Source organism: Polaromonas sp., assembly GCF_031411155.1.
Lineage (GTDB): Bacteria > Pseudomonadota > Gammaproteobacteria > Burkholderiales > Burkholderiaceae_C > Polaromonas.
Genome location: NZ_JANOAL010000147.1, coordinates 1 through 19,801, shown reverse-complemented (window position 1 = coordinate 19,801; position 19,801 = coordinate 1). Strand labels below are relative to the sequence as shown.

Genomic DNA, 19,801 nt, shown 5'->3' with positions numbered 1-19,801 from the left:
TCTGGCTACCTATGTGCAGCAGCCGCTGCAGGCGCTGTTTGGCGGCGTGCCCTATCTGGGCGCGCTGGTGTCGGGGCCGCCGGTGGGCATCGGCATTTTGTCGGCCGGCATCATTCTGGCGATCATGATCATCCCGTTCATCGCCTCGGTCATGCGCGATGTGTTCGAGGTGACGCCGGTGCTGCTCAAGGAGTCGGCCTACGGGCTCGGCTCCACCACCTGGGAGGTGGTGTTCAAGGTGGTGCTGCCCTACACCAAGGCTGGCGTCATGGGCGGCATCATGCTGGGCCTGGGCCGGGCCCTGGGTGAAACCATGGCGGTGACCTTTGTCATCGGCAACTTCAACCAGCTTGACTCGTTAAGCCTGTTCCAGGCGGCCAACAGCATCACCTCGGCGCTGGCCAACGAGTTTGCTGAAGCGGCCGACGGCCTGCACCAGGCCGCGCTGATCTATCTGGGGCTGGTGCTGTTTTTCATCACCTTCGTGGTGCTGTCGCTGTCCAAGCTGCTGCTGGCCCAACTGCGCAAGAACGAAGGAGCCAAGACATGAGTGCCGCGCCGGGCCGCCCCCAAGCAAGCTCGCACCGCAGTGCGCAGCGCGGAGGTACTCCAGTGAGCGCCGCCCTGACCGATGCGCGTCTGGCCAAGTTCGCCCGTCGCAAGCGGGTCAACCAGATTGCCCTGTTGCTGTCGCTGGCTGCCATGTCGTTTGGCCTGTTCTGGCTGTTCTGGATTCTGTGGGAAACCGTGCGCCTGGGCATTGGTGGCCTGGCACTGGCGACCTTTACCGAGATGACGCCGGCACCGAATGAGCCGGGCGGCATTGCGAACGCGATCTACGGCTCGTTTTTGATGGTGCTGTTTGCCACCTTTGCCGGCACCCCGATCGGCATCATGGCCGGCATCTACCTGGCCGAATACAACCCCAAGGGCTGGCTGGCCTCGGTCACGCGCTTCGTCAACGATATTTTGCTGTCGGCGCCGTCCATCGTGATCGGCCTGTTTGTCTAGGCGGTGGTGGTGTCGCGCTTCAAGTCGTTTTCGGGCTGGGCCGGCGTGATCGCGCTGGCCCTGATCGTGATTCCGGTGGTGATCCGGACCACCGAAAACATGCTGCAACTGGTGCCGCCCGGCCTGCGCGAGGCGGCCTATGCGCTGGGCGCGCCCAAGTGGAAGGTCATCACCAGCATCACGCTCAGGGCGGCGCGCTCGGGCGTGGTCACCGGCATTTTGCTGGCGGTGGCGCGCATTGCCGGTGAAACCGCGCCCCTGCTGTTTACCGCGCTGAACAACCAGTTCTGGACCTCGGACCTGAGCCAGCCCATGGCCAGCCTGCCGGTCACGATCTTCAAGTTCGCCATGAGCCCCTACGAAAACTGGCAACAGCTGGCCTGGGCTGGCGTGTTTTTGATCACGGTCGCGGTACTCGCCCTGAACATCCTGGCGCGCGTGCTGACGCGCAACAGGAACTGATCCCGGATCAGCCCGCACAACAAGACAAGGTAGACCATGAATAGCCTCGCCGCAACGCGCGAAAAGCCCAGTGAAACCTCCAAAATCTCGGTCAAGAACCTCGATTTTCACTATGGCAAGTTCCACGCCCTCAAGGGCATCAACCTGGAAATTCCGGAGAAAAAAGTCACCGCCTTCATTGGCCCCTCGGGCTGCGGAAAATCCACCCTGTTGCGGATTTTCAACCGCATGTACGAACTCTATCCCGAGCAGCGCGCTCGCGGCGAGGTGATGTTTGATGGCGAGAACCTGCTGACCTCCAAAAAGGACGTGGCCCTGATTCGCGCCAAGGTTGGCATGGTTTTTCAAAAGCCCACGCCGTTCCCGATGTCGATTTATGACAATATTGCCTTTGGCGTGAAGCTGTTTGAAAACCTCAACGCCTCGGACATGGACGAGCGGGTGGAGTGGGCGCTGCGCAAGGCGGCCTTGTGGACCGAGGTCAAGGACAAGCTCAAGCAAAGCGGCTCCAGCCTGTCGGGCGGCCAGCAGCAGCGCCTGTGCATTGCGCGCGGCATCGCCATCAAGCCCGAGGTGCTGCTGCTCGATGAACCGTGTTCGGCGCTGGACCCGATTTCCACCGCGAAAGTGGAGGAGCTGATTGCCGAGTTGAAGAACGATTACACCGTGGTCATCGTGACGCACAACATGCAGCAGGCGGCGCGCGTCAGTGACTACACGGCCTATATGTACCTGGGCGACCTGGTGGAGTTTGGCGCGACGGAAGACCTGTTTTTCAAGCCCAGGCGCAAGGAAACCGAAGACTACATTACCGGCCGGTTTGGATGAATAAGGTTCCCCCCTGTCTCGGCTCACTGCGTGTAGCCGGAATCCCCCGCTGGGGGACGGCGCCTGCTGCCCGGCGAAGCCGGTTCAGCGACGCCCGCTGGCCCGGCACTGAGCGTCTCATGCGTTGCGGTCCTGATCGCAGCGGCGAATAAACCCAAAGGGAAAATATGCCTGATAAACATTTGTCCACCCAGTTCGACAGCGAACTCAACGGCGTCTCTTCGCGCGTCATGGAGCTCGGCGGTCTGGTCGAATCGCAGATCCGGCTGGCGATTTATGCGCTGTCGCAGTTCAGCGCCGAAAGCGCCAGCCAGGTCATTGAAACCGAGGCGCGCGTCAATGCGATGGAAGTCGACATCGATCGCGAGCTGTCGTCCATCATTGCGCGGCGCCAGCCCACGGCGCGCGACCTGCGCCTGCTGATCGCCATCTCAAAAACCACGGCCAACCTGGAGCGCGCCGGCGATGAAGCCGAGAAAATCGCGCGCATGGTCAAGTCCATCATTGAAAGCGGTTCGGCCCGCGCGCTGCCGTCGTCTGACCTGCGCGTCGCGGCGGAACTGGCCTCGGGCCTGCTGCGCAAGGCGCTGGACGCCTTTGCCCGGCTCGACACGGTCGCGGCCGTGTCCATCCTCAAGGAAGATGACCAGATCGACCAGGAGTTTGACGGCTTTGTGCGCAAGCTCATCACCTACATGATGGAAGACCCGCGCACCATATCGCCCAGCCTGGACCTGCTGTTTGTGGCCAAGGCGATTGAGCGTGTCGGCGACCATGCCAAGAACATCGCCGAGTTCATCATCTACATCGTCAAGGGCGCCGACGTCAGGCACACCCCGATGGAGCAGATCGAGTCTGCGGTCAGGTGATTGGCAACATGAAGCCGATGCCCCGCATATTGATTGTGGAAGACGAGCCGGCGATTGCCGAGCTGATTGCGGTCAACCTCAGGCATGGCGGCTTTGACCCGGTGGTGGCCGGCGACAGCGTGGCGGCGCAGCGCGAGCTCGACGCCGTGCTGCCCGACGCGATTTTGCTCGACTGGATGCTGCCGGGCCAGAGCGGAATTTCGCTGGCGCGCCACTGGCGCAAGCAGGCCCGCAGCAAAAGCATCCCGATTTTGATGCTGACGGCGCGCGGCGATGAGCCCGACAAGGTGGCCGGGCTCGATGCCGGCGCCGACGACTACATCACCAAGCCGTTTTCGACGCAGGAGCTGCTGGCCCGCATTCGCGCGGTGCTGCGCCGGCGCGCGCCCGAGCCGGACAGCGACAGCGTGACCGTGGCCGCGCTGGTGCTGGATGCGGCGACGCACCGCATCAGTTTTCAGAGCCGCGAACTCAAGCTCGGCCCGACCGAGTTCAAGCTGCTGCACTACCTGATGAAACACGCCGAGCGGGTGCACAGCCGCAGCACGCTGCTCGACAAGGTGTGGGGCGACCATGTGTTTATCGAGGAGCGCACGGTGGACGTGCATGTCAAGCGCCTGCGCGAGGCGCTGGGCGCTGCCGGCCCCATGGTCGAAACCGTGCGCGGCGCGGGCTACCGGCTGACCGCCGTGCCCGCCGCCGCAGCCGCGGGCCGGGGGGCTGCGCTACAGTCCGCAGCATGATCAAGCGCTGGATGGTTTTTGCCGCCTGCCTGCTGGTGGGCGGCGGGTTGGGCTGGATTGCGGCCGGCAAAGACGGGCTGGCTGTCGGGCTGGTGCTGGCGGCGCTGGCCTGGCTGCTGCTGGACAGTGTTTACCTCGGGCGTTTGCTGCGCTGGCTGCGGCTGGAGCAAGGCAAGGAAAGCGCTGCCGTCATGGCCAGCACGGCGCCCCGCATGCCAGGCGTCTGGGGTGAGGCGGCCGACCGGATTCGCCGGCTGCTCAAGCAGCGCGATCAGCAGAACCAGGAAAGCCAGGCGCGGCTCGACGAGTTTCTGGCCGCGATTCAGGCCTCGCCGAGCGGCGTGGTGCTGCTCGATGCGCAGGGCCGCATCGAGTGGTGCAACCAGATGGCGACCCAGCATTTTGGCTTTGATGCCCGGCGCGATGTGTTGCAGCACATCGCCCATCTGGTGCGGGAACCGGCCTTCGCCAGCTACCTCGCAGCGGGCAATTTCTCGGGCGACGTGGTGGTGCCCGGCAGCTTCAGCACGCCGGCGCGGCCGGTCAAGCTGTCGGTGCATGTGCATTCCTACGGCCTGGGCCGCAAGCTGCTGCTGTCGCGCGACATCACCGCCGTCGAACTGGCCGAAGCCATGCGGCGCGACTTTGTCGCCAATGTCTCGCACGAGATCCGCACGCCGCTGACGGTGCTGTCGGGCTTTATCGAAACCCTGCAGACGCTGCCGCTGGAGGAGGCCGAACGCGCCCGCTACCTGGACCTGATGGCCCAGCAGTCGCAGCGCATGCAGACGCTGGTCAACGATTTGCTGACGCTGTCGCGGCTGGAAGGCAGCCCGTTCCCGGGTGCCAATGAGTGGGCCACCACCGGCGCCTTGCTGGCCCAGTGCGAGCAGGACGCCAGGGCCTTGTCAGGGCTGATCGCGCCCAAAGGCCATCGCCTGACCTTTCTGGCCGGCCCGCCGTGCGAGATCGCCGGCGTGCAAACCGAGCTGTACAGCGCCCTGTCCAACCTGGTGACCAATGCGGTTCGCTACACACCCGAAGGCGGGCAGGTCAGCGTCAGCTGGGCGGTGCTGGCTGACGGGCGTGGCCAGTTTCAGGTCAGGGACAGCGGGCCGGGCATCGCGCCAGAGCATTTGCCGCGGCTGACCGAGCGCTTTTACCGCATCGACCGCAGCCGCTCGCGCGAAACCGGCGGCACCGGCCTGGGCCTGGCCATCGTCAAGCATGTGGCCCAGCGCCACGCTGCCGAGCTTCGCATTGAGAGCCGGCTGGGCCAGGGCGCATGCTTTTCGATCGTGTTTCCGGCCGCGCGGGTCAGGCTCACCAGCCCTCAGCAGCGTCACGCCGCCTGAGTCGTCGGCCGGGGCGCCAACTGGCTTTGCCGCACCGTGTAGCCCAGTAGCGCCAGCAGGCAGGCAGCCACCAGCGCGATGGCCACGGTGCTGGCCAACCAGAAACTGCTGGCGGACTGCGTGGCCGCGCGCGCCGCAAAGCCCTGGTAGGCCAGCGTGTAGCCGCCGTACAGGCCCAGGCCCCAGAGCAGCACACCGTACAAGACCAGCGGCAGCAGCGTGATGCGGTAGCAGCGCAGCAAGAACGCGCAGAGCGCCTGCGTGGCGTCGGCCAGGTGGTAAAAAGCCACCCACAGCAGCAGCGACGAAGCCAGCGCCACGATCTCCGGGCTGCCCGAGTACCAGCCTGCCAGCATCTTGCCTGCTACAGAAACAATAGCTGCAAGCGCAATTGCAACAAGGGCTGTGAGCCTCAATGCCAGCCAAACCACGCGCCTGGCGTAGTCCGGCCGGCCGGCGCCCAGCCAGAACGAAACCCGGGCGCTGCAGGCAATCGCCATCGACAGCGGCATCATGTAAAGCACCGCCGCCACGCTGGCCGCGATCTGGTGGCTGGCGGTGGCGACCGTGCCCAGCCTGGCGATGAAAAGCGCCATGAGGGTGAACGAAGTCACTTCGACCAGGTAGGCCAGGCCGCCCGGAATACCGAGCCGGGCAAAGCGGCCAATTTGCCGCCAGTCGGGACGTTCGATGCGCTGCCAGATGCGAAAAGGCTGGTAGATGTCTTGCGTGCGCAGCATCGGCACCGACAGCGCCAGCAGCAGGTAGTTGACGATCAGGGTGGCCCAGGCGCAACCCACCGCGCCCATGGGTTCGATACCGGCGCCGCCCGCCACCAGCCAGACCGACAGCGGAATCTTGACCGCCAGCGCACCGACCTGAAGCCAGGTCACCAGCAGCGGCTTGCCCAGGGCCTGGTTGAAGGTGCTGTAGACCCGAAACAGCAGCGACGGGGCAAACGCAAACGCCAGCACCAGCAGATAACGCTCGACCTCGCCGCGCATCAGCGCGGGCACCTCGGCCCAGCGCAGTAGCGGGCCGGGAAACAGCAGGGCGCCCATGCCCACGGCGGTGATCAAGGCGCACAGGTACAGGCTTTGCCGCAGTGAGCGCCCCAGCGCAGTGTGCTGGCGCGCGCCCAGCATCTCGGCCCAGATCGGCAGCAGCGCCTGCACAATGCCAATCAACCCGACATAGACACTGATGTAAAGGGCCGAGCCCACTGACAGGGCCGCGAGCGCCGCGTCGCTGTGGCGGCCCGCGATCACGGTATCGGCCACGCCAAACGCCATGACGGCCAGCTGGCCGACCAGCACGGTGCCCGCATGGCGGCTGATGACTTTGAATTCGCTCAAGGGCGTTGCGGGTTGCCGGCCGGCCGGGCGGCTTGGGCCGGCGTGCCCAGGTTGACCCGCCGGTAGACCAGCACATTCTCGTTTTTGTCGGTGGGCCGGCTCACCGTGGCCAGAAAGGCCCAGTCGGGCAGGTTTACGGCCGCGCTCAGGCTGGGCTGGGCATCCACATCCACCACCAGGTAGGGGCACACCGCCGGCGCGCCGGCCTGGCGCAGCGCCAGCTGGCCGTGGTACTGGAAGGCGGCGGCCTGGGCGCTGTCCACGCCGTGGATTTCCACGCAGGCGCGCTTGTCCACCAGGCTGGCCACCTGCCGCGACATGGGGGCATAGCTGCGCGCATAGTCGAGCAGCGGCATCCACAGCGTCATCAGCAGCAGCCAGCACAAGGTGGCGCCGCCCGCCGGCAGCACCAGCGATTTCCAGATGGCGGCGCGCTGCGCGCCGGCGCGCCATTTCACCAGCCAGGCCCAGGCCAGCGTGGCCGCCACGGCCGCCAGAAAAGCCAGCCAGGAAAAACTCGGTTCAAAACCGGGCGCCAGCTTGGCCACATTGGCCGCCGGTTGGCGCGGCACGCCGGTCTGCATGGCGATCCAGACGACCCAGATGATGATGCCGCAGCCGGTGAAAAACAGCAGCGTGAACCAGTCTATCAATGACGCCACGCTGCGCTTGAGCGTGGGCAGCGCGAAGGCCGCCAGCGCGGCCAGCGGCGGCAGGCTCAGCAGCAGGCTGCGGTCCGAAGCGGTGGTGGTCAGGGTGGCCGCCACGGCCATGCCGGCAAACCACAGCGGCAAGGCGACATGCCGGCTGGCCAGTTGCCGACGCCAGCGAAACAGCGTCCACAACGCCAGCGGCCAAGTCGGCCAGGTAAACCATACCAGCAAACGGCCGAGCCGGCCCCAGTCCTTCAGGACGGTTTGACCGCCAGCGCCTGGCAGGTGTATGCGCCAGCGCCACAGGTCCAGCGCGTAGGCCAGCAAGGCCACCGTCACCGTGATGCCGGCAATCAGCAGCACCCAGTGCCCGGACTGCTGCCGGTCGGCCGCATCGTGCTGGCCGTCCTGATACGCGCTGCTCATGAAACTTCCCCAGCGCCTGTGGGCCGATTCGACCAGGGCGCCGCCCGCCCCCAGCAGCACCGCCAGCGTGGGCGCGCCGCTCAGCGCCAGCCCGGTCAGCCCCACCAACAGACCCAGCGCGGGGCCAATGATTTTGGTGGCCGGGCGAAACGGACTGGCCGCCATCGCGTAAAACGTCAGCGCGGTAAAACCCAGCTGCGCCAGCGCGGGCGTGGTTTCGTGCGACAGCTGCGCCAGCCCCAGGCTGGCAATCAGCGCCAGCAAGCCGGCATCGGCCATGGCCCGGGCGTAGTCCACCGGGCCGGCTTCACCGCCAAAGGCAAACGCCACCGGCTGGGCTTGCGGGCTGCGGGCCAGATAGTAAATCGCGTACCAGGTGCAGACCAGGCTCAGGGTCAGCAGCAGGCCGAACGGAATCCGCACGGCAAAGGCCGGGTCCAGAAAAGGCAGGGCCTTGATCGCAACGGCGCCCAGCCAGTAGGGCGCCAGTGCGTCGAAACTGGTGGCACGGCCCAGCAACTGCGGATGCAGCCAGTGGGCCGCCACCGTGGTCAGTTCGCGCATCACGCCAAAGGCTTCAATGTCTTCGTATTTCCACGGGCCGCGCCCAAAAAAGCCCGGCAACACATAGGCCACGCAAAACAGCAGCAGTGCCAGCCGTGGCAGGCGGCGCACGGCGGACTGGGCAATGAGGGCGGGGGAGGGCTTGTTCAAGGTGGCAGGGCGGTGAGGTGGGCGGATGCGCGATTCGGGCGGCGGCAGGTGGGCGCAGCGAACGCTGTCGCCACCTTAATCGGTTTTGGGTAAAAAGGCGGGCCGAAAAAAAAGCAGCCTGAAATTCAGGCTGCTTCTTGCAGGCTGGCGAAAGGTGATTTCGCCAATAAGCTTGCAGCTTATTCCGCAGCGGCAGCAGTTTCGGTTTTGGCGGTGGTTTTGCCAAAACGGTTGCGGAAACGTTCCACGCGGCCACCCATGTTGTCCACCGATTTTTGCGTGCCGGTGTAGAAGGGGTGCGATTCGCTGGAGGTATCGAGCTTGTACAGGGGCAGTTCGCGGCCGTCTTCCATCTTCACCATTTCTTTGGTGTTCACGCAGGAGCGGGTGACGAACTTGAAGTTGTTGGACAGGTCCATAAAACAAACTTCGCGGTAGTTGGGGTGAATGCCGTCTTTCATGATCTTTTCCTTGTTCGCTTTCGCGTCGTTTCGGCAGCCACCTGAACCAGTTCCAGGCACTTTCCGTGAAGCCTTGGATTATAGCGTGCTTCGGAGTTTGAGGGTGAATTTGCGCTCCGTGAGCCGTATTTGCCAGCCGGGGCCGCGGATCTGGCTTTGCCAGTCCGCAGGCGCAGCGGCCCCCTGGGGGGCAGGGAGCTACACGCAGTGAGCGACCGTGGGGGCAATAGTGGCGAGTCGGCTTTAGCCGCCTCGCCGCATCATGTCGAAGAATTCGTGGTTGTTCTTGGTTGCCTTCATGTTTTTCAGCATCAGCTCCATGGACTCGATTTCGTCCATGTTGTACATGAATTGGCGCAAAATCCGCGACTTTTGCAGGATTTCGGGGGCCAGCAGCAGCTCTTCCTTGCGGGTGCCGCTGCGGTTCAAGTGAATTGCCGGGAACACGCGTTTTTCGTACAAACGGCGGTCCAGGTGAATTTCGCAGTTGCCGGTGCCCTTGAACTCTTCAAAGATCACTTCGTCCATGCGGCTGCCGGTGTCGACCAGCGCGGTGCCGATGATGGTCAGGCTGCCGCCTTCTTCAATCTTGCGGGCGGCGCCGAAGAAACGCTTGGGGCGCTGCAGCGCGTTGGCGTCGACGCCGCCGGTCAGCACCTTGCCCGACGAAGGCAGCACATTGTTGTAGGCGCGGGCCAGGCGGGTGATGGAGTCCAGCAAAATGACGACGTCCTTGCCGAGTTCGACCAGGCGCTTGGCGCGCTCGATCACCATTTCGGCGACGTGCACGTGGCGCGCGGCGGGCTCGTCAAAGGTCGATGAAATGACCTCGCCGCGCACGCTGCGCTGCATCTCGGTGACCTCTTCAGGGCGCTCGTCGACCAGCAGCACCATCATCACCACTTCAGGGTAGTTGGCGGTGATGGCGTGGGCGATATTCTGCATCATCACGGTTTTGCCGGATTTTGGCGGCGCCACCAGCAGTGCGCGTTGGCCCTTGCCGATGGGCGCGATGATGTCGATGATGCGGCTGGTCAGGTTCTCTTCGCCCTTGATGTCGCGCTCGAGCTTGAACTGCTCGCGCGGGAACAGCGGCGTCAGGTTCTCGAACATCACCTTGTGCTTGTTGTCTTCGGGTGCGCCGTCGTTGATCTTGTCGAGCTTGTTCAGGGCAAAGTAGCGCTCGCCGTCTTTCGGGGTGCGCACTTCGCCTTCAATCATGTCGCCGGTGTGCAGGTTGAAGCGGCGGATCTGGCTCGGGCTGATGTAGATGTCATCGGTGCTGGCGGTGTAGCTGGAGTCCGGTGCCCGCAGAAAGCCGAAGCCGTCGGGCAGCACTTCCAGCACGCCGTCGGCCACGATGGTTTCACCCGTCTTGGAGCGCTTCTTGATGATGGCGAACATCAGCTCCTGCTTGCGCATGCGGCCAACGTTTTCAATCTCAAGGGCCTCGGCCTGTTTGAGGACTTCAGACACGTGCAGTGCCTTGAGTTCGTTTAAGTGCATGGAGTTACCTGCGTAGATGCGTGGAGTGCGGGGAAGTTACGAAGAGACTCCTTGCGGAGTACACGAAAAAAAACGGGGGAGGTTTGAAAAGAAGCCGCGAAGGAGGATGGCTTACAAACCGGGAACTCGAACCAAACGGTGGCAACCGTTTAGCGAATAAGGCAGATTATGACAGGAAATCAGGTTTGAAAATGAGGGCTGTTTCAGGGTGTAAAGCCGCCGCCCGCAAGGGCGCCAGAAACAACAAAACCCGGGCGCGCCGGGTTTTGTGCTCAGGCAGCTGGCGCGTTCAGGCCAGTTGCTGGTCGATGAAGGCCGTCAGCTGCGACTTGCTCATGGCGCCGACCTTGGTGGCGGCCAGCTGGCCGTCCTTGAACAGCATCAGGGTTGGAATGCCGCGAATGCCGAACTTGGCCGGAATGTCGCGGTTTTCGTCCACGTTCATCTTGGCGATCTGCAGCTTGCCTTCGTAACCGGTGGCCACTTCATCAAGAATCGGCGCGATCATCTTGCAGGGGCCGCACCATTCGGCCCAATAGTCGACCAGCACGGGTTTGGTGGACTGCAGCACGTCGGCTTCAAAAGTGGCATCGGTGGTATGTTTGATCAGTTCGCTCGCCATGACGGCTCCTTGGGGCTAGTTACGAGATATGGATAAAGTTGCAGTCATTGTGGCAGAAAGCAAGTCGCTACGCGCCTCAAATGGTGGCTATGGCCCCGATAGCCGACCTTCAGGACCCCCCGTTTCATGCCCACCCCTCACTCCGAGCTTGCCGCCCACCCCGCCGTCGCCCTGTGCTGGCAACCCGCCATGGCCCAATTGGCCCAGGCGCTGCAGACGCGCGGCGTGCACCCGGCCGACGCCGTGGTGCTGCTGCCCTATGCACAGCTGATTCAGCAGGCGCGCCAGGCCTGGGCCGCCGCCACGGGCGGCACCGGTTTTGTGCCGCGCTTTGAAACCACCATGAACTGGGCCAGCAGCCTGGGCGGCACGCTGGGCCTGTTCATACCCGCGGGCGACGACTTGCGCATGGATGTGGCGGTGGACATGCTGACCGCCGCGTCGATGCTGCAGCGGGTGGGGCTGGGCGCGCAGCAGGAGGCGCTGACCGGGCGGCTGGTGGAGGCGGCCTGGAGCCTGGGCCGGGTCGCCGCCGCCGTGCGGCCGGCCGAACGGCTGGCCTGGCGCGAGCGCCTGATGGTCACCCTGACCGAAGGCCAGGATGCGGCCGCGCTGGCCTTCGAGGCGGCAGTGGCGCAGACGGCGCTGGTCTGGGCGGCGACCTCGGCCTATCCTTCCGACCGGCTGTTTCAGGCGCAGCCGGCGCTGCTGGTGGTGCTCGAAGGGTTTCAGGCCGAGCCGCTGACCGATGCCCTGAAAGTGCATTTTGGGCCGCGGGCGCTGTCGATTCCGCTGTACCCGCCAGCGCCCGAGCCGATGGCTTTGCCCCCCCTGGCGACCCTGCCGTCGCTGCACGCCGCGCTCGATGCCGAGGACGAAGCCGAGCGGGCCGCCGCCTGCGTGCTGGCGCATCTGGCCCAGGGGCGCAGCCCGGTGGCGCTGATCGCGCAGGACCGACAGCTGACCCGCCGTGTCGGCGCCATGCTGGGCCAGCGTGGTCTGCGCATGCGCGATGAAACCGGCTGGAAGCTGTCCACCACGCGCGCCGCCGCCAGCCTGATGGGCCTGCTGCGCGCCATGCCCTGGGACGCCTCCACCGACGCGCTGCTCGACTGGCTGAAAAACGCGCCGGCCTTTGCGTCCGCCGCCGTCAGCGCCGCCGAGACCGAGTTGCGCAAGGCCGGGCTGCGCGCCTGGCGCGACCTGCCGGCGACAACCCAGCCTGCGTTTGCCGCCACCCAGGCGCTGGCGCTGCCGGTCAATGCCCTGCGCCAGACCCTGGCGCGCAGCCGGCCGCTGACGGTCTGGCTGCAGGACCTCCGCGCCGCGCTGCAGTCGGCCGGGCAGTGGGAGGCGCTGGCGCAGGATGCGGCCGGCCAGACCGTGCTGGACGAGTTGCGCCTGCACGAGGGCGCCGGCGCCGAGTTTGACAACGTCCCCGGCATGACGCTGGCGGCCTTTACCCGCTGGGCCAGCCAGACGCTGGAGGCCGCCAGGTATTCACCCGGGCACCCAGAGGGCGAGCAGGTGGTGATCCTGCCGCTGGCGCAACTGCTGGGCCGGCCGATGCAGGCGGTGGTGCTGCCCGGCTGCGACGAGATTCGACTGCCGGTGTCGCCCGAACCGCCCGGCATGTGGACACCGGCCCAGCGCGCCTTGCTGGGCCTGCCTGCGCGCGAGGCGCTGGCCGGCGCCGCCCGCCTGGCCTGGCACTACGCGCTGCAGCAGCCGCATGTGGACCTGCTATGGCGCGCCAGTGAAGCCGGCGAGCGCCTGATGCCCAGCGGCTTTGTGCAGGCGCTGCGGCTGGACCACGAGATCGCCCTGTCGCCCGACGCCCGCAGCCTGCGCGCCGTGGCCGCGCGACCCACGCCGCGCCCGCAGCCCAGCGGCCAGGACCTGCCGATCGCCCGGCTGTCGGCCAGCGCGTACGAGGACTTGCGGCGCTGCCCCTACCGTTTTTTTGCGCTGCGCCAGCTACGCCTGCAGGAGTCCGACGAGCTGGACGCCGAGCTGGGCAAGCGCGAGTTTGGCAGCTGGCTGCACAGCCTGCTCCGGTACTTCCATGAGAGTCTTAAAGAGGCACCAGCCCACGATTCACAAGCGCGTGTAGCTATGATTAACATAGCAGCCGAACAGGCCACGCAAGCCCTGGGTTTGAGCGACAGCGAGTTCCTGCCGTTTGCCGCCGCCTGGCCGCGCGTGCGTGCGGGCTACCTCGAATGGCTGGCCGCGCATGAAGCCGGTGGTGCCCGTTTCGAGCAGGCCGAGCTGGCGCGCGAGATGGCCTATGGCGAGCTGACCCTGATCGGCCGGCTGGACCGGATCGACCGCCAGGCCGACGGCCACAGCCTGCTGATCGACTACAAGACCGAGCCCTCGGCCACCACCAAGGCGCGCATCAAGGACGGGCCGGAGGATACCCAACTGGCGTTTTATGCCGCGCTGATGGAAGACGACACGCTGGCCGCCGCCTACGTCAACCTCGGTGAAAAAGAGCCGACCAAAACCTACGAGCAGCCCGACATCGTGGGTCTGCGCGATGAGCTGGTGGACAGCATCCTGACCGACATGGCGCGCATCGCCCGCGGCGCGCCCTTGCCCGCGCTGGGCGAAGGCAAGGCCTGCGACTACTGCGCGGCGCGCGGGCTGTGTCGCAAAGATTATTGGGAAGCATGATGACCGAGCCACAAACCATGACCGCCGCCTACGAATGCAACGGCCAGCCGATTTCTGCCGAGGGTTTTTACGCGATCGCCTGTGACCCGCGCCGCAGCGTGGCGGTTGAGGCCTGCGCCGGTGCCGGCAAGACCTGGATGCTGGTGTCGCGCATCGTGCGCGCCTTGCTGGACGGCGCGGGCAACCCCGATGCGGCTGTGCGGCCGCACGAAATCCTGGCCATCACCTTCACCAAAAAAGCCGCCGGTGAAATGCGCGAGCGGCTCGACGAGTGGCTCAGGGAATTTGCCCCGGCCGATGATGCCGCCCTGCAGCGCGAGCTGGAGAGCCGCGGCGTCAAGGCCGATTTTTTGGGTAAAAATGACCTGCAGCCCAATCAGGACGTGCGCAGGCTGCTATCAAATTTATACCGCTCGATTTTGCTCAGCGGCCGCTCGGTGCAGATTCGCACCTTTCACAGCTGGTTTGCGGCCCTGTTGCGCAGCGCCCCGGTGGCCGTGCTGCAGCGCCTGGGCCTGCCAGTCAACTACGAGCTGCTGGAAGACGACGCCCCGGCTAGAGCGCTGCTGTGGCGGCGGTTTTACACGGCGCTGCTGGCCGACGCATCGCTGAAAGCCGACTTTGAAGCCGTGGTGCAGGCTTATGGCCGCTTCCAGGCCGACAAGGCGCTGCAGGGCGCGCTCGACAAGCGCACCGAGTTCGCGCTGGCCGACGCGGCCGGCGTGGTCGATGCGTCGGTGCAGACCTTTGGCGTGCAGTTTCCCGAGCTGGCCGGGCTGGCCGTGCCAGAAGACGGGTTGCGCGAGAACCCCGCCAGCCGGCAGACCCTGCTGGACGCCGCGAAAGCGCTGGGCCGTGCCAGTGCGCCGACTTTTTCGGCCAAGGGCGTGGAGCTGGAGCAGGCCATCACGGCCGGCGACGCGGCGGGCATCGCCGCCGCCTTGCTGACCGGCACCGGCACCGCCCGCAAGTTTGGTGAAAAAATTGCCGGCATAGAGACCGTGCGCCAGGCGCAGGCACTGCTGCTGCGCGTGACGGCGGCGCGCCAGCAGCACGATGCCTGGGACTACCAGCAGCGCATGGCGCGGCTGGCCCGGGCGCTGCTGGCCCAGTTTCGCGCCGTCAAACAGGAGCGCGGCTGGGTCGACATGAACGATGTCGAACTGGCCGCGCAGGTGATGCTGAGTGACACGGTGCTGTCGGGCTGGGTGCAGGAGCGGCTGGACGCGCGCGTCAGGCATTTGATGATTGACGAGTTTCAGGACACCAACCCGCTGCAGTGGCAGGCGCTGTCATCGTGGCTGAGCGGCTATGGCGGCGCGGGCAGGGCCCCCAGCGTGTTTCTGGTCGGCGACCCGAAGCAGAGCATTTACCGCTTTCGGCGTGCCGAGCCGCAGGTGTTCAGCGCCGCGCAAAAGTTTGTGGTGGACGGGCTGGGCGGCGACTTGCTGACCTGCGACCACACCCGCCGCAACGCGGTGTCCGTCATCGATACCGTCAACGCCGTCATGGGCGCGGCACGCGATGCCGACGGCTACGCGGGTTTCAGGGCGCACAGCACCGACTCCCGCACCGTTGGTGTCGTGGGCCGCTTGCCGCCCATCCCCCGCAACAGCAAGGCCGACGACGCAGCGCCGCTGGCCGCGGGCTGGCGCGACAGCTTGACGACGCCGCGCGAACTGCCCGAGGAGACCCTGCGCACGCTGGAAGCGCGGCAGGCGGCGGCGTGGATAGCTCAGATGCTGTCTGCCCCCACGCTCGGCACTGACGTGTCCTCGCTGCCCCCCGGGGGGGCTGAACTTGCTCGGGGCGGCCCTTCGCGGCGTTCGGTCGCGGCGGGCCTGAAGCCGCAGCAGATCATGGTGCTGTCGCGCAAGCGGGCCGGTTTGCTGCCGCTGCAGGACGAGTTGCGGGCGCTGCACATCCCCGCGCAGATTGGCGAGAAAACCGCGCTGATCGACTGCTGCGAAGTGCTGGACGTGGTGGCGCTGCTCGATGCGCTGGTGTCGCCGCAGCATGACCTGTCGCTGGCACGGGCGCTGCGCTCGCCGCTGTTTGGCCTGGCCGATGCCAGCCTGGTGCAGCTGGCGCTGTTGCAGCGCGAGCTGAAGCTGCCGTGGTTTGAGTTGCTACAAAAAACAGAGCGACTTGCGCCCGATCTGCAAGGGCTGGCGGCCATTTTGAGGCGCTACAAGGGCTGGGTCGACAGCCTGCCGCCGCACGATGCGCTGCAAAGCATTTACCAGAGCGGCGACGTGCTGGCGCGCTTTGTGGCCGCCGCGCCCGCTGCCCAGCGCGGCAGCGTGCTGGCCAATCTGCGGGCGCTGCTGGCGGTGGCGCTGCAGGTCGATGGCGGGCGCTATGCCACGCCTTATGCGTTTGTGCGCGCGCTGAAAAGCGGCGGCACGCTGGCGCCGGCCAGCGTCAGCCCCAACGCGGTGCGGCTGCTGACGATTCACGGCGCCAAGGGCCTGGAGGCCGAGGCCGTGCTGCTGCTGGACACCGACACCGCAGAGCGCAACGCCGACAGCATGGGCGTGCTGGTCGACTGGCCCGGCGAGGCGGCCGCGCCTGAAAAATTCGTGTTCCTGGTCAGCGAAAGCAGCCCGCCGGCCTGCGCCCAGGCCGCGCTGGTCAGCGAGCAGGCCGCCCGCAAGCGCGAGGAACTCAATGCGTTGTATGTGGCCCTGACGCGCGCCCGCCATACCCTGCTCGTCTCATCGATCACGCCCTACCGCGCAACGGCTGGCAGCTGGTGGCAGCGCCTGCAGGGGCTGGTGGACGAGGTGGCGCTGCCGCTGGTTGATGCCGTGGGGCAGGTCAGTTCTGCCGCGCCGGACGCCAGTATTTTCATGCTGACCGAGCTGCCCGCGCCGGCTGAAAACCTGGCGCCGCAGGCGGCTGGCGAACCGGCCGAAGACGAAGACTCGGCCAGCGCCCGCATCGGCAAGGCCATGCACCGGCTGCTGGAATGGGGCGGCGCGTCGCCCGCGCAGCAGGTGGCGGCGGCGCGTGAATTTCGCCTGAATCCGGCGCAGGTACGCCGCGCCAGCGAACTGGCCGGGCGCATTCTGGCGGGCGAGGGCGCCTGGGCCTGGCGCCTCGAGGTGGTGGCCTGGCAGGGCAATGAGGTCGCCCTGATGGACAGCGGCCAAGCGCTGCGGCTGGACCGGCTGGTGCAGCGCAAGGACGCCGGCCACGAGGGCCACTGGTGGGTGATTGACTACAAATCGGCCGCTGCGCCGCAGCAGCAGCCGGCGCTGCTGGCGCAGATGCAGGCCTACCGCGAGGCGGTGCAGCGCATCTACCCCGGTGCCACGGTGAAAGCCGCCTTTCTGACCGGGCAGGGGGCGCTGGTGGAACTGGCCTGAACCGGCTCAGTAACGGTTCGGGTTGTTCGGGCGGCGGTCGTTGCGGTTGCGCACCCCATCACCATCGCGGTCCCGGTCATTGCGGTTGCGGATGCCGTCGCCATCGCGGTCCCAGGCGCCGCGCCGGAATTCCCAGCGGCCATCGCGCTCACGCCACTCGGGCGCGCGGTAGGCATAACCTGGCCGCGCGCGCACCCAGTAACCGCGCGTCCAGACATGGTTGTTGGCACGCCACTCGTAGTGGCCCGGTGCCCAGACATAGCCGCGACGCGGCGGCGGCATGCGTTCGGCACGCGGCGCCGGTGGCGCCACCTGCACGATGACGCTGCCGGGCTGGGCCTGGGCCAGGGTCGGGAGGGTGATGGCGCCCAGCGACAGCAAGGTGGCGGCGCCGGCAGCCAGTAGAAACTTTTTCATGGCAAGTCCTTTGAGGTGACAGAAGATTTCATGGTGCGCCTGCCCGGTAAAGCGCGCGTCATCCGGGTGCGAAATTTTGTGTAGGGCAGTGTCGTGCCGTGAGTCACGGTTGTCTGCCGCCGAGCCCGCACAGGCCATGCCAGCCTGCAATAATCAGGACTTGCCGCGGATCGGGCGGAAGCCCCCCAACCGGCGTTTTGCAGGCATTTTTGCGCTGTAGCCCAGGCAGAACGGGTGCAAGCTGCTATTAAAAACAGAGCAAACCCTGCTTGACCAAACCCGGCGCCGGGTGACGGACACCACGCCGCAGCGCCCCTGCTGGCCATTTTGACCCTTTACGAAAAGACGGACACCCCTTGAACGACGCCAATGCTTTAGCCCCCACGCCGCCTTCCCGGTCACTGCGCGTCGCCGTCATAGGCGGCGGCCCGGCCGGCCTGATGGCGGCCGAGGTGCTGGCGGGCGCCGGTGCCGGCCTGTCGGTCCAGCTGTTTGACGCCATGCCCTCGGTCGGCCGCAAGTTTTTGCTGGCCGGCATTGGCGGGCTCAACCTGACGCATTCGGAAGCCGAGCAGCCTTTTTTGAGCCGCTATGCGCAGCGCAGCGCGCAGCTGCAACCCCTGCTGGCCGCTTTTGGCCCGGCCGAGCTGCGCGCCTGGGCACAGGCGCTGGGCGTGGAAACCTTTGTCGGCAGCTCGGGCCGCGTCTTTCCCAAGGACCTGAAAGCCGCGCCGCTGCTGCGCGCCTGGCTGCAGCGTCTGCGCGGCGCTGGCGTGCAGTTTTCCATGCGGCATCGCTGGCTGGGCTGGGCCGAAGAAGGCGCGCTGAAATTTTCGACACCCGCGGGCGAAATTCAGGTGCAGGCCGATGCCGTGGTGCTGGCGCTGGGCGGCGGCAGCTGGGCCCGGCTCGGTTCCGACGGCGCCTGGGCCCCGTTGCTGGCGCAGCGCGGTGTGCCGGTGCTGCCGCTGCAGCCGTCCAACTGCGGCTTTGATGTGGGCCAGGTTCCGGCGGAGTTGCAGCAGCGCGCCGGGCAGGGCGAAACCCGCCGCGAATTTTTGCAGGAACTGATCGGCAAAAGCCCCGCGCCGCCCACCGGCTGGAGTGAGCATTTCGCCAGCCGCTTTGCCGGCCAGCCGCTGAAGTCCGTCGCGATCCACTTCACCGATGCACAGGGTCGCGGCTTTAGCCGCAAGGGCGAATTTGTGGCCACCGCCACCGGCATTGAAGGCAGCCTGGTGTATGCCGCGTCCAGCCTGCTGCGCGACGAAATTGCGAAGAATGGCAGCGCCACCCTGCAGCTCGATCTGCTGCCTGATTTTTCGGCCGAACGCGTGCTGGCCGAGGTGCGCCATCCGCGCGGCTCGCGTTCGCTGTCCAGCCACCTCAAGAGCCGGCTCGGCATTGAAGGCATCAAGGCCGGGCTGCTGCACGAACTGCTGGACAAGGCGCAGAGGAACGACGCCGCCCAGCTGGCCGCCGCGCTCAAGGCCCTGCCGCTGCGGCTGGTGGCCGCGCGGCCCATCGACGAGGCCATCAGCAGCGCCGGCGGCGTGCCGTTTGAGGCGATGACGCCGGCGCTGATGCTGCAGGCCTTGCCGGGCGTGTTCTGCGCCGGCGAAATGCTCGACTGGGAAGCGCCGACCGGCGGCTACCTGCTGACCGCCTGCTTTGCCAGCGGGCGCGCCGCCGGGCTCGGCGTTTTGAGCCATTTGGGGCGCTAGCCCAATAATAACGTGCTCATACTGCTATTGATTTGATAGCATATAGTTTGAAGTGAATGAGGAAGCCTTGCCATGATCGTGCGTTTTAACATCGACCAGATTGAAAGCGGCCAGTACGACTACCGCGTGACTTACGAGGGCGAAGACCTGTACGCCGATGCGGGACTGGCCAGCATCGAGGAATGCATAGTCGCCGCCACCGAAGGCCTGGGCCAGGACGCGGTGGCGGCGGAAGTCGCCTACCAGGGCATCATCAGCGGCACCTACCCGCTGGCCACGCTGGCGCTGGCCTCGGCACAGCTGGCCGAGCATGCGCTGAACACCACGACGGCGGTTGAAGAAGTGTGCAAATAGCGACGAGTGCCCGGCTCAATGAGAACCAAAGGTCGAACTTCTTGAAGTCAAAACGCATTCCCTCTATCCGCTCCAGTTTGGTCAAGTTGGTGGCGGCCTGCCTGATCCCCGCCATCGTGATGGCCGCCGTGCTGTTGTATGACGACTATCAGCGGAGCCGGGCCCGGCTTGTCAGCGAATCGCTGGATGCGGCGCGCGCGCTGATGCTCGCGGTCGATGCAGAATTCCTCGGCGCTGAAAGAACGCTGCGC

At 66.1% G+C, this 19,801-nt stretch carries 16 protein-coding genes and 1 pseudogene; 11 read left to right on the top strand and 6 right to left on the bottom strand.

The window, feature by feature from the left end; all coding sequences use genetic code 11:
• The 6 genes and pseudogenes from RMO23_RS09895 to phoR all read left to right on the top strand — a co-directional run.
• Positions 1-550 (top strand): ABC transporter permease subunit (locus RMO23_RS09895; protein WP_309680978.1); only part of this gene is annotated, 550 nt, incomplete at its 5' end.
• Positions 551-612: 62 nt separating this feature from the next.
• Positions 613-1,473 (top strand): annotated as a pseudogene (gene pstA, locus RMO23_RS09890) (phosphate ABC transporter permease PstA).
• A gap of 36 nt (positions 1,474-1,509) precedes the next feature.
• Positions 1,510-2,301, top strand: a complete 792-nt coding sequence (gene pstB, locus RMO23_RS09885; protein WP_309680976.1) for a phosphate ABC transporter ATP-binding protein PstB — start codon at positions 1,510-1,512, stop codon at positions 2,299-2,301.
• Positions 2,302-2,468: 167 nt separating this feature from the next.
• Positions 2,469-3,170 carry a phosphate signaling complex protein PhoU gene (phoU, locus tag RMO23_RS09880; RefSeq protein WP_309680974.1) on the top strand — a complete coding sequence of 234 codons (702 nt, stop codon included), beginning with the start codon at positions 2,469-2,471 and terminating at the stop codon, positions 3,168-3,170.
• 8 nt (positions 3,171-3,178) lie between these two features.
• Positions 3,179-3,913, top strand: coding sequence for a phosphate regulon transcriptional regulator PhoB (phoB, locus tag RMO23_RS09875; RefSeq protein ID WP_309680971.1), 735 nt, complete (start codon positions 3,179-3,181; stop codon positions 3,911-3,913).
• Positions 3,910-5,268 (top strand): phosphate regulon sensor histidine kinase PhoR, encoded by a 1,359-nt coding sequence (gene phoR / locus RMO23_RS09870; RefSeq protein ID WP_309680970.1) that lies wholly within the window; start codon positions 3,910-3,912, stop codon positions 5,266-5,268. The genes phoB and phoR overlap by 4 nt, the downstream gene beginning before the upstream one ends.
• Here phoR and RMO23_RS09865 read toward each other — a convergent pair.
• The 5 genes from RMO23_RS09865 to trxA all read right to left on the bottom strand — a co-directional run bounded on the left by RMO23_RS09865 (position 5,256) and on the right by trxA (position 11,005).
• Complete coding sequence (locus tag RMO23_RS09865; RefSeq protein WP_309680969.1) at positions 5,256-6,623, bottom strand: MATE family efflux transporter; 1,368 nt, start codon at positions 6,621-6,623, stop codon at positions 5,256-5,258. The two genes, phoR and RMO23_RS09865, sit on opposite strands and share 13 nt — an antisense overlap.
• Positions 6,620-8,416 (bottom strand): hypothetical protein, encoded by a 1,797-nt coding sequence (locus tag RMO23_RS09860; protein ID WP_309680967.1) that lies wholly within the window; start codon positions 8,414-8,416, stop codon positions 6,620-6,622. Before RMO23_RS09860 ends, RMO23_RS09865 begins: the two co-directional genes overlap by 4 nt.
• Positions 8,417-8,595: 179 nt before the next feature.
• Positions 8,596-8,877, bottom strand: a complete 282-nt coding sequence (locus RMO23_RS09855; RefSeq protein ID WP_309680965.1) for a type B 50S ribosomal protein L31 — start codon at positions 8,875-8,877, stop codon at positions 8,596-8,598.
• Positions 8,878-9,120: 243 nt separating this feature from the next.
• The gene (rho, locus tag RMO23_RS09850; RefSeq protein WP_309680963.1) at positions 9,121-10,383 is read right to left on the bottom strand and encodes a transcription termination factor Rho; all 1,263 of its coding nucleotides are present in this window, start codon (positions 10,381-10,383) and stop codon (positions 9,121-9,123) included.
• Positions 10,384-10,672: 289 nt separating this feature from the next.
• Positions 10,673-11,005 carry a thioredoxin TrxA gene (gene trxA, locus RMO23_RS09845; RefSeq protein WP_309680961.1) on the bottom strand — a complete coding sequence of 111 codons (333 nt, stop codon included), beginning with the start codon at positions 11,003-11,005 and terminating at the stop codon, positions 10,673-10,675.
• A gap of 126 nt (positions 11,006-11,131) precedes the next feature.
• Between trxA and RMO23_RS09840 the strand changes: the two genes are divergently transcribed.
• Positions 11,132-13,684: a PD-(D/E)XK nuclease family protein gene (locus RMO23_RS09840; RefSeq protein ID WP_309680959.1), complete on the top strand. Its 2,553-nt coding sequence runs from the start codon at positions 11,132-11,134 to the stop codon at positions 13,682-13,684.
• Positions 13,684-17,055 (top strand): UvrD-helicase domain-containing protein, encoded by a 3,372-nt coding sequence (locus RMO23_RS09835; RefSeq protein WP_309680957.1) that lies wholly within the window; start codon positions 13,684-13,686, stop codon positions 17,053-17,055. The genes RMO23_RS09840 and RMO23_RS09835 overlap by 1 nt, the downstream gene beginning before the upstream one ends.
• Before the next feature lie 6 nt (positions 17,056-17,061).
• Here RMO23_RS09835 and RMO23_RS09830 read toward each other — a convergent pair whose 3' ends face one another.
• Positions 17,062-17,472 (bottom strand): YXWGXW repeat-containing protein, encoded by a 411-nt coding sequence (locus RMO23_RS09830; protein WP_309680955.1) that lies wholly within the window; start codon positions 17,470-17,472, stop codon positions 17,062-17,064.
• A 356-nt stretch (positions 17,473-17,828) separates the two neighbouring features.
• On the opposite strand from RMO23_RS09830, the gene RMO23_RS09825 reads away from it, so the two are divergent.
• From RMO23_RS09825 to RMO23_RS09815, 3 genes are all read left to right on the top strand, one after another.
• On the top strand, positions 17,829-19,196 hold the full coding sequence (locus tag RMO23_RS09825) for a TIGR03862 family flavoprotein (RefSeq protein ID WP_309680953.1): 1,368 nt from the start codon (positions 17,829-17,831) through the stop codon (positions 19,194-19,196).
• 72 nt (positions 19,197-19,268) lie between these two features.
• Entirely contained in the window at positions 19,269-19,550 is a 282-nt protein-coding gene (locus RMO23_RS09820; RefSeq protein WP_309680951.1) for a hypothetical protein, read from the top strand.
• Between the two features lie 41 nt (positions 19,551-19,591).
• Positions 19,592-19,801, top strand: a 210-nt coding sequence (locus RMO23_RS09815; protein ID WP_309680949.1) for a hypothetical protein, incomplete at its 3' end; no start/stop codon positions are given.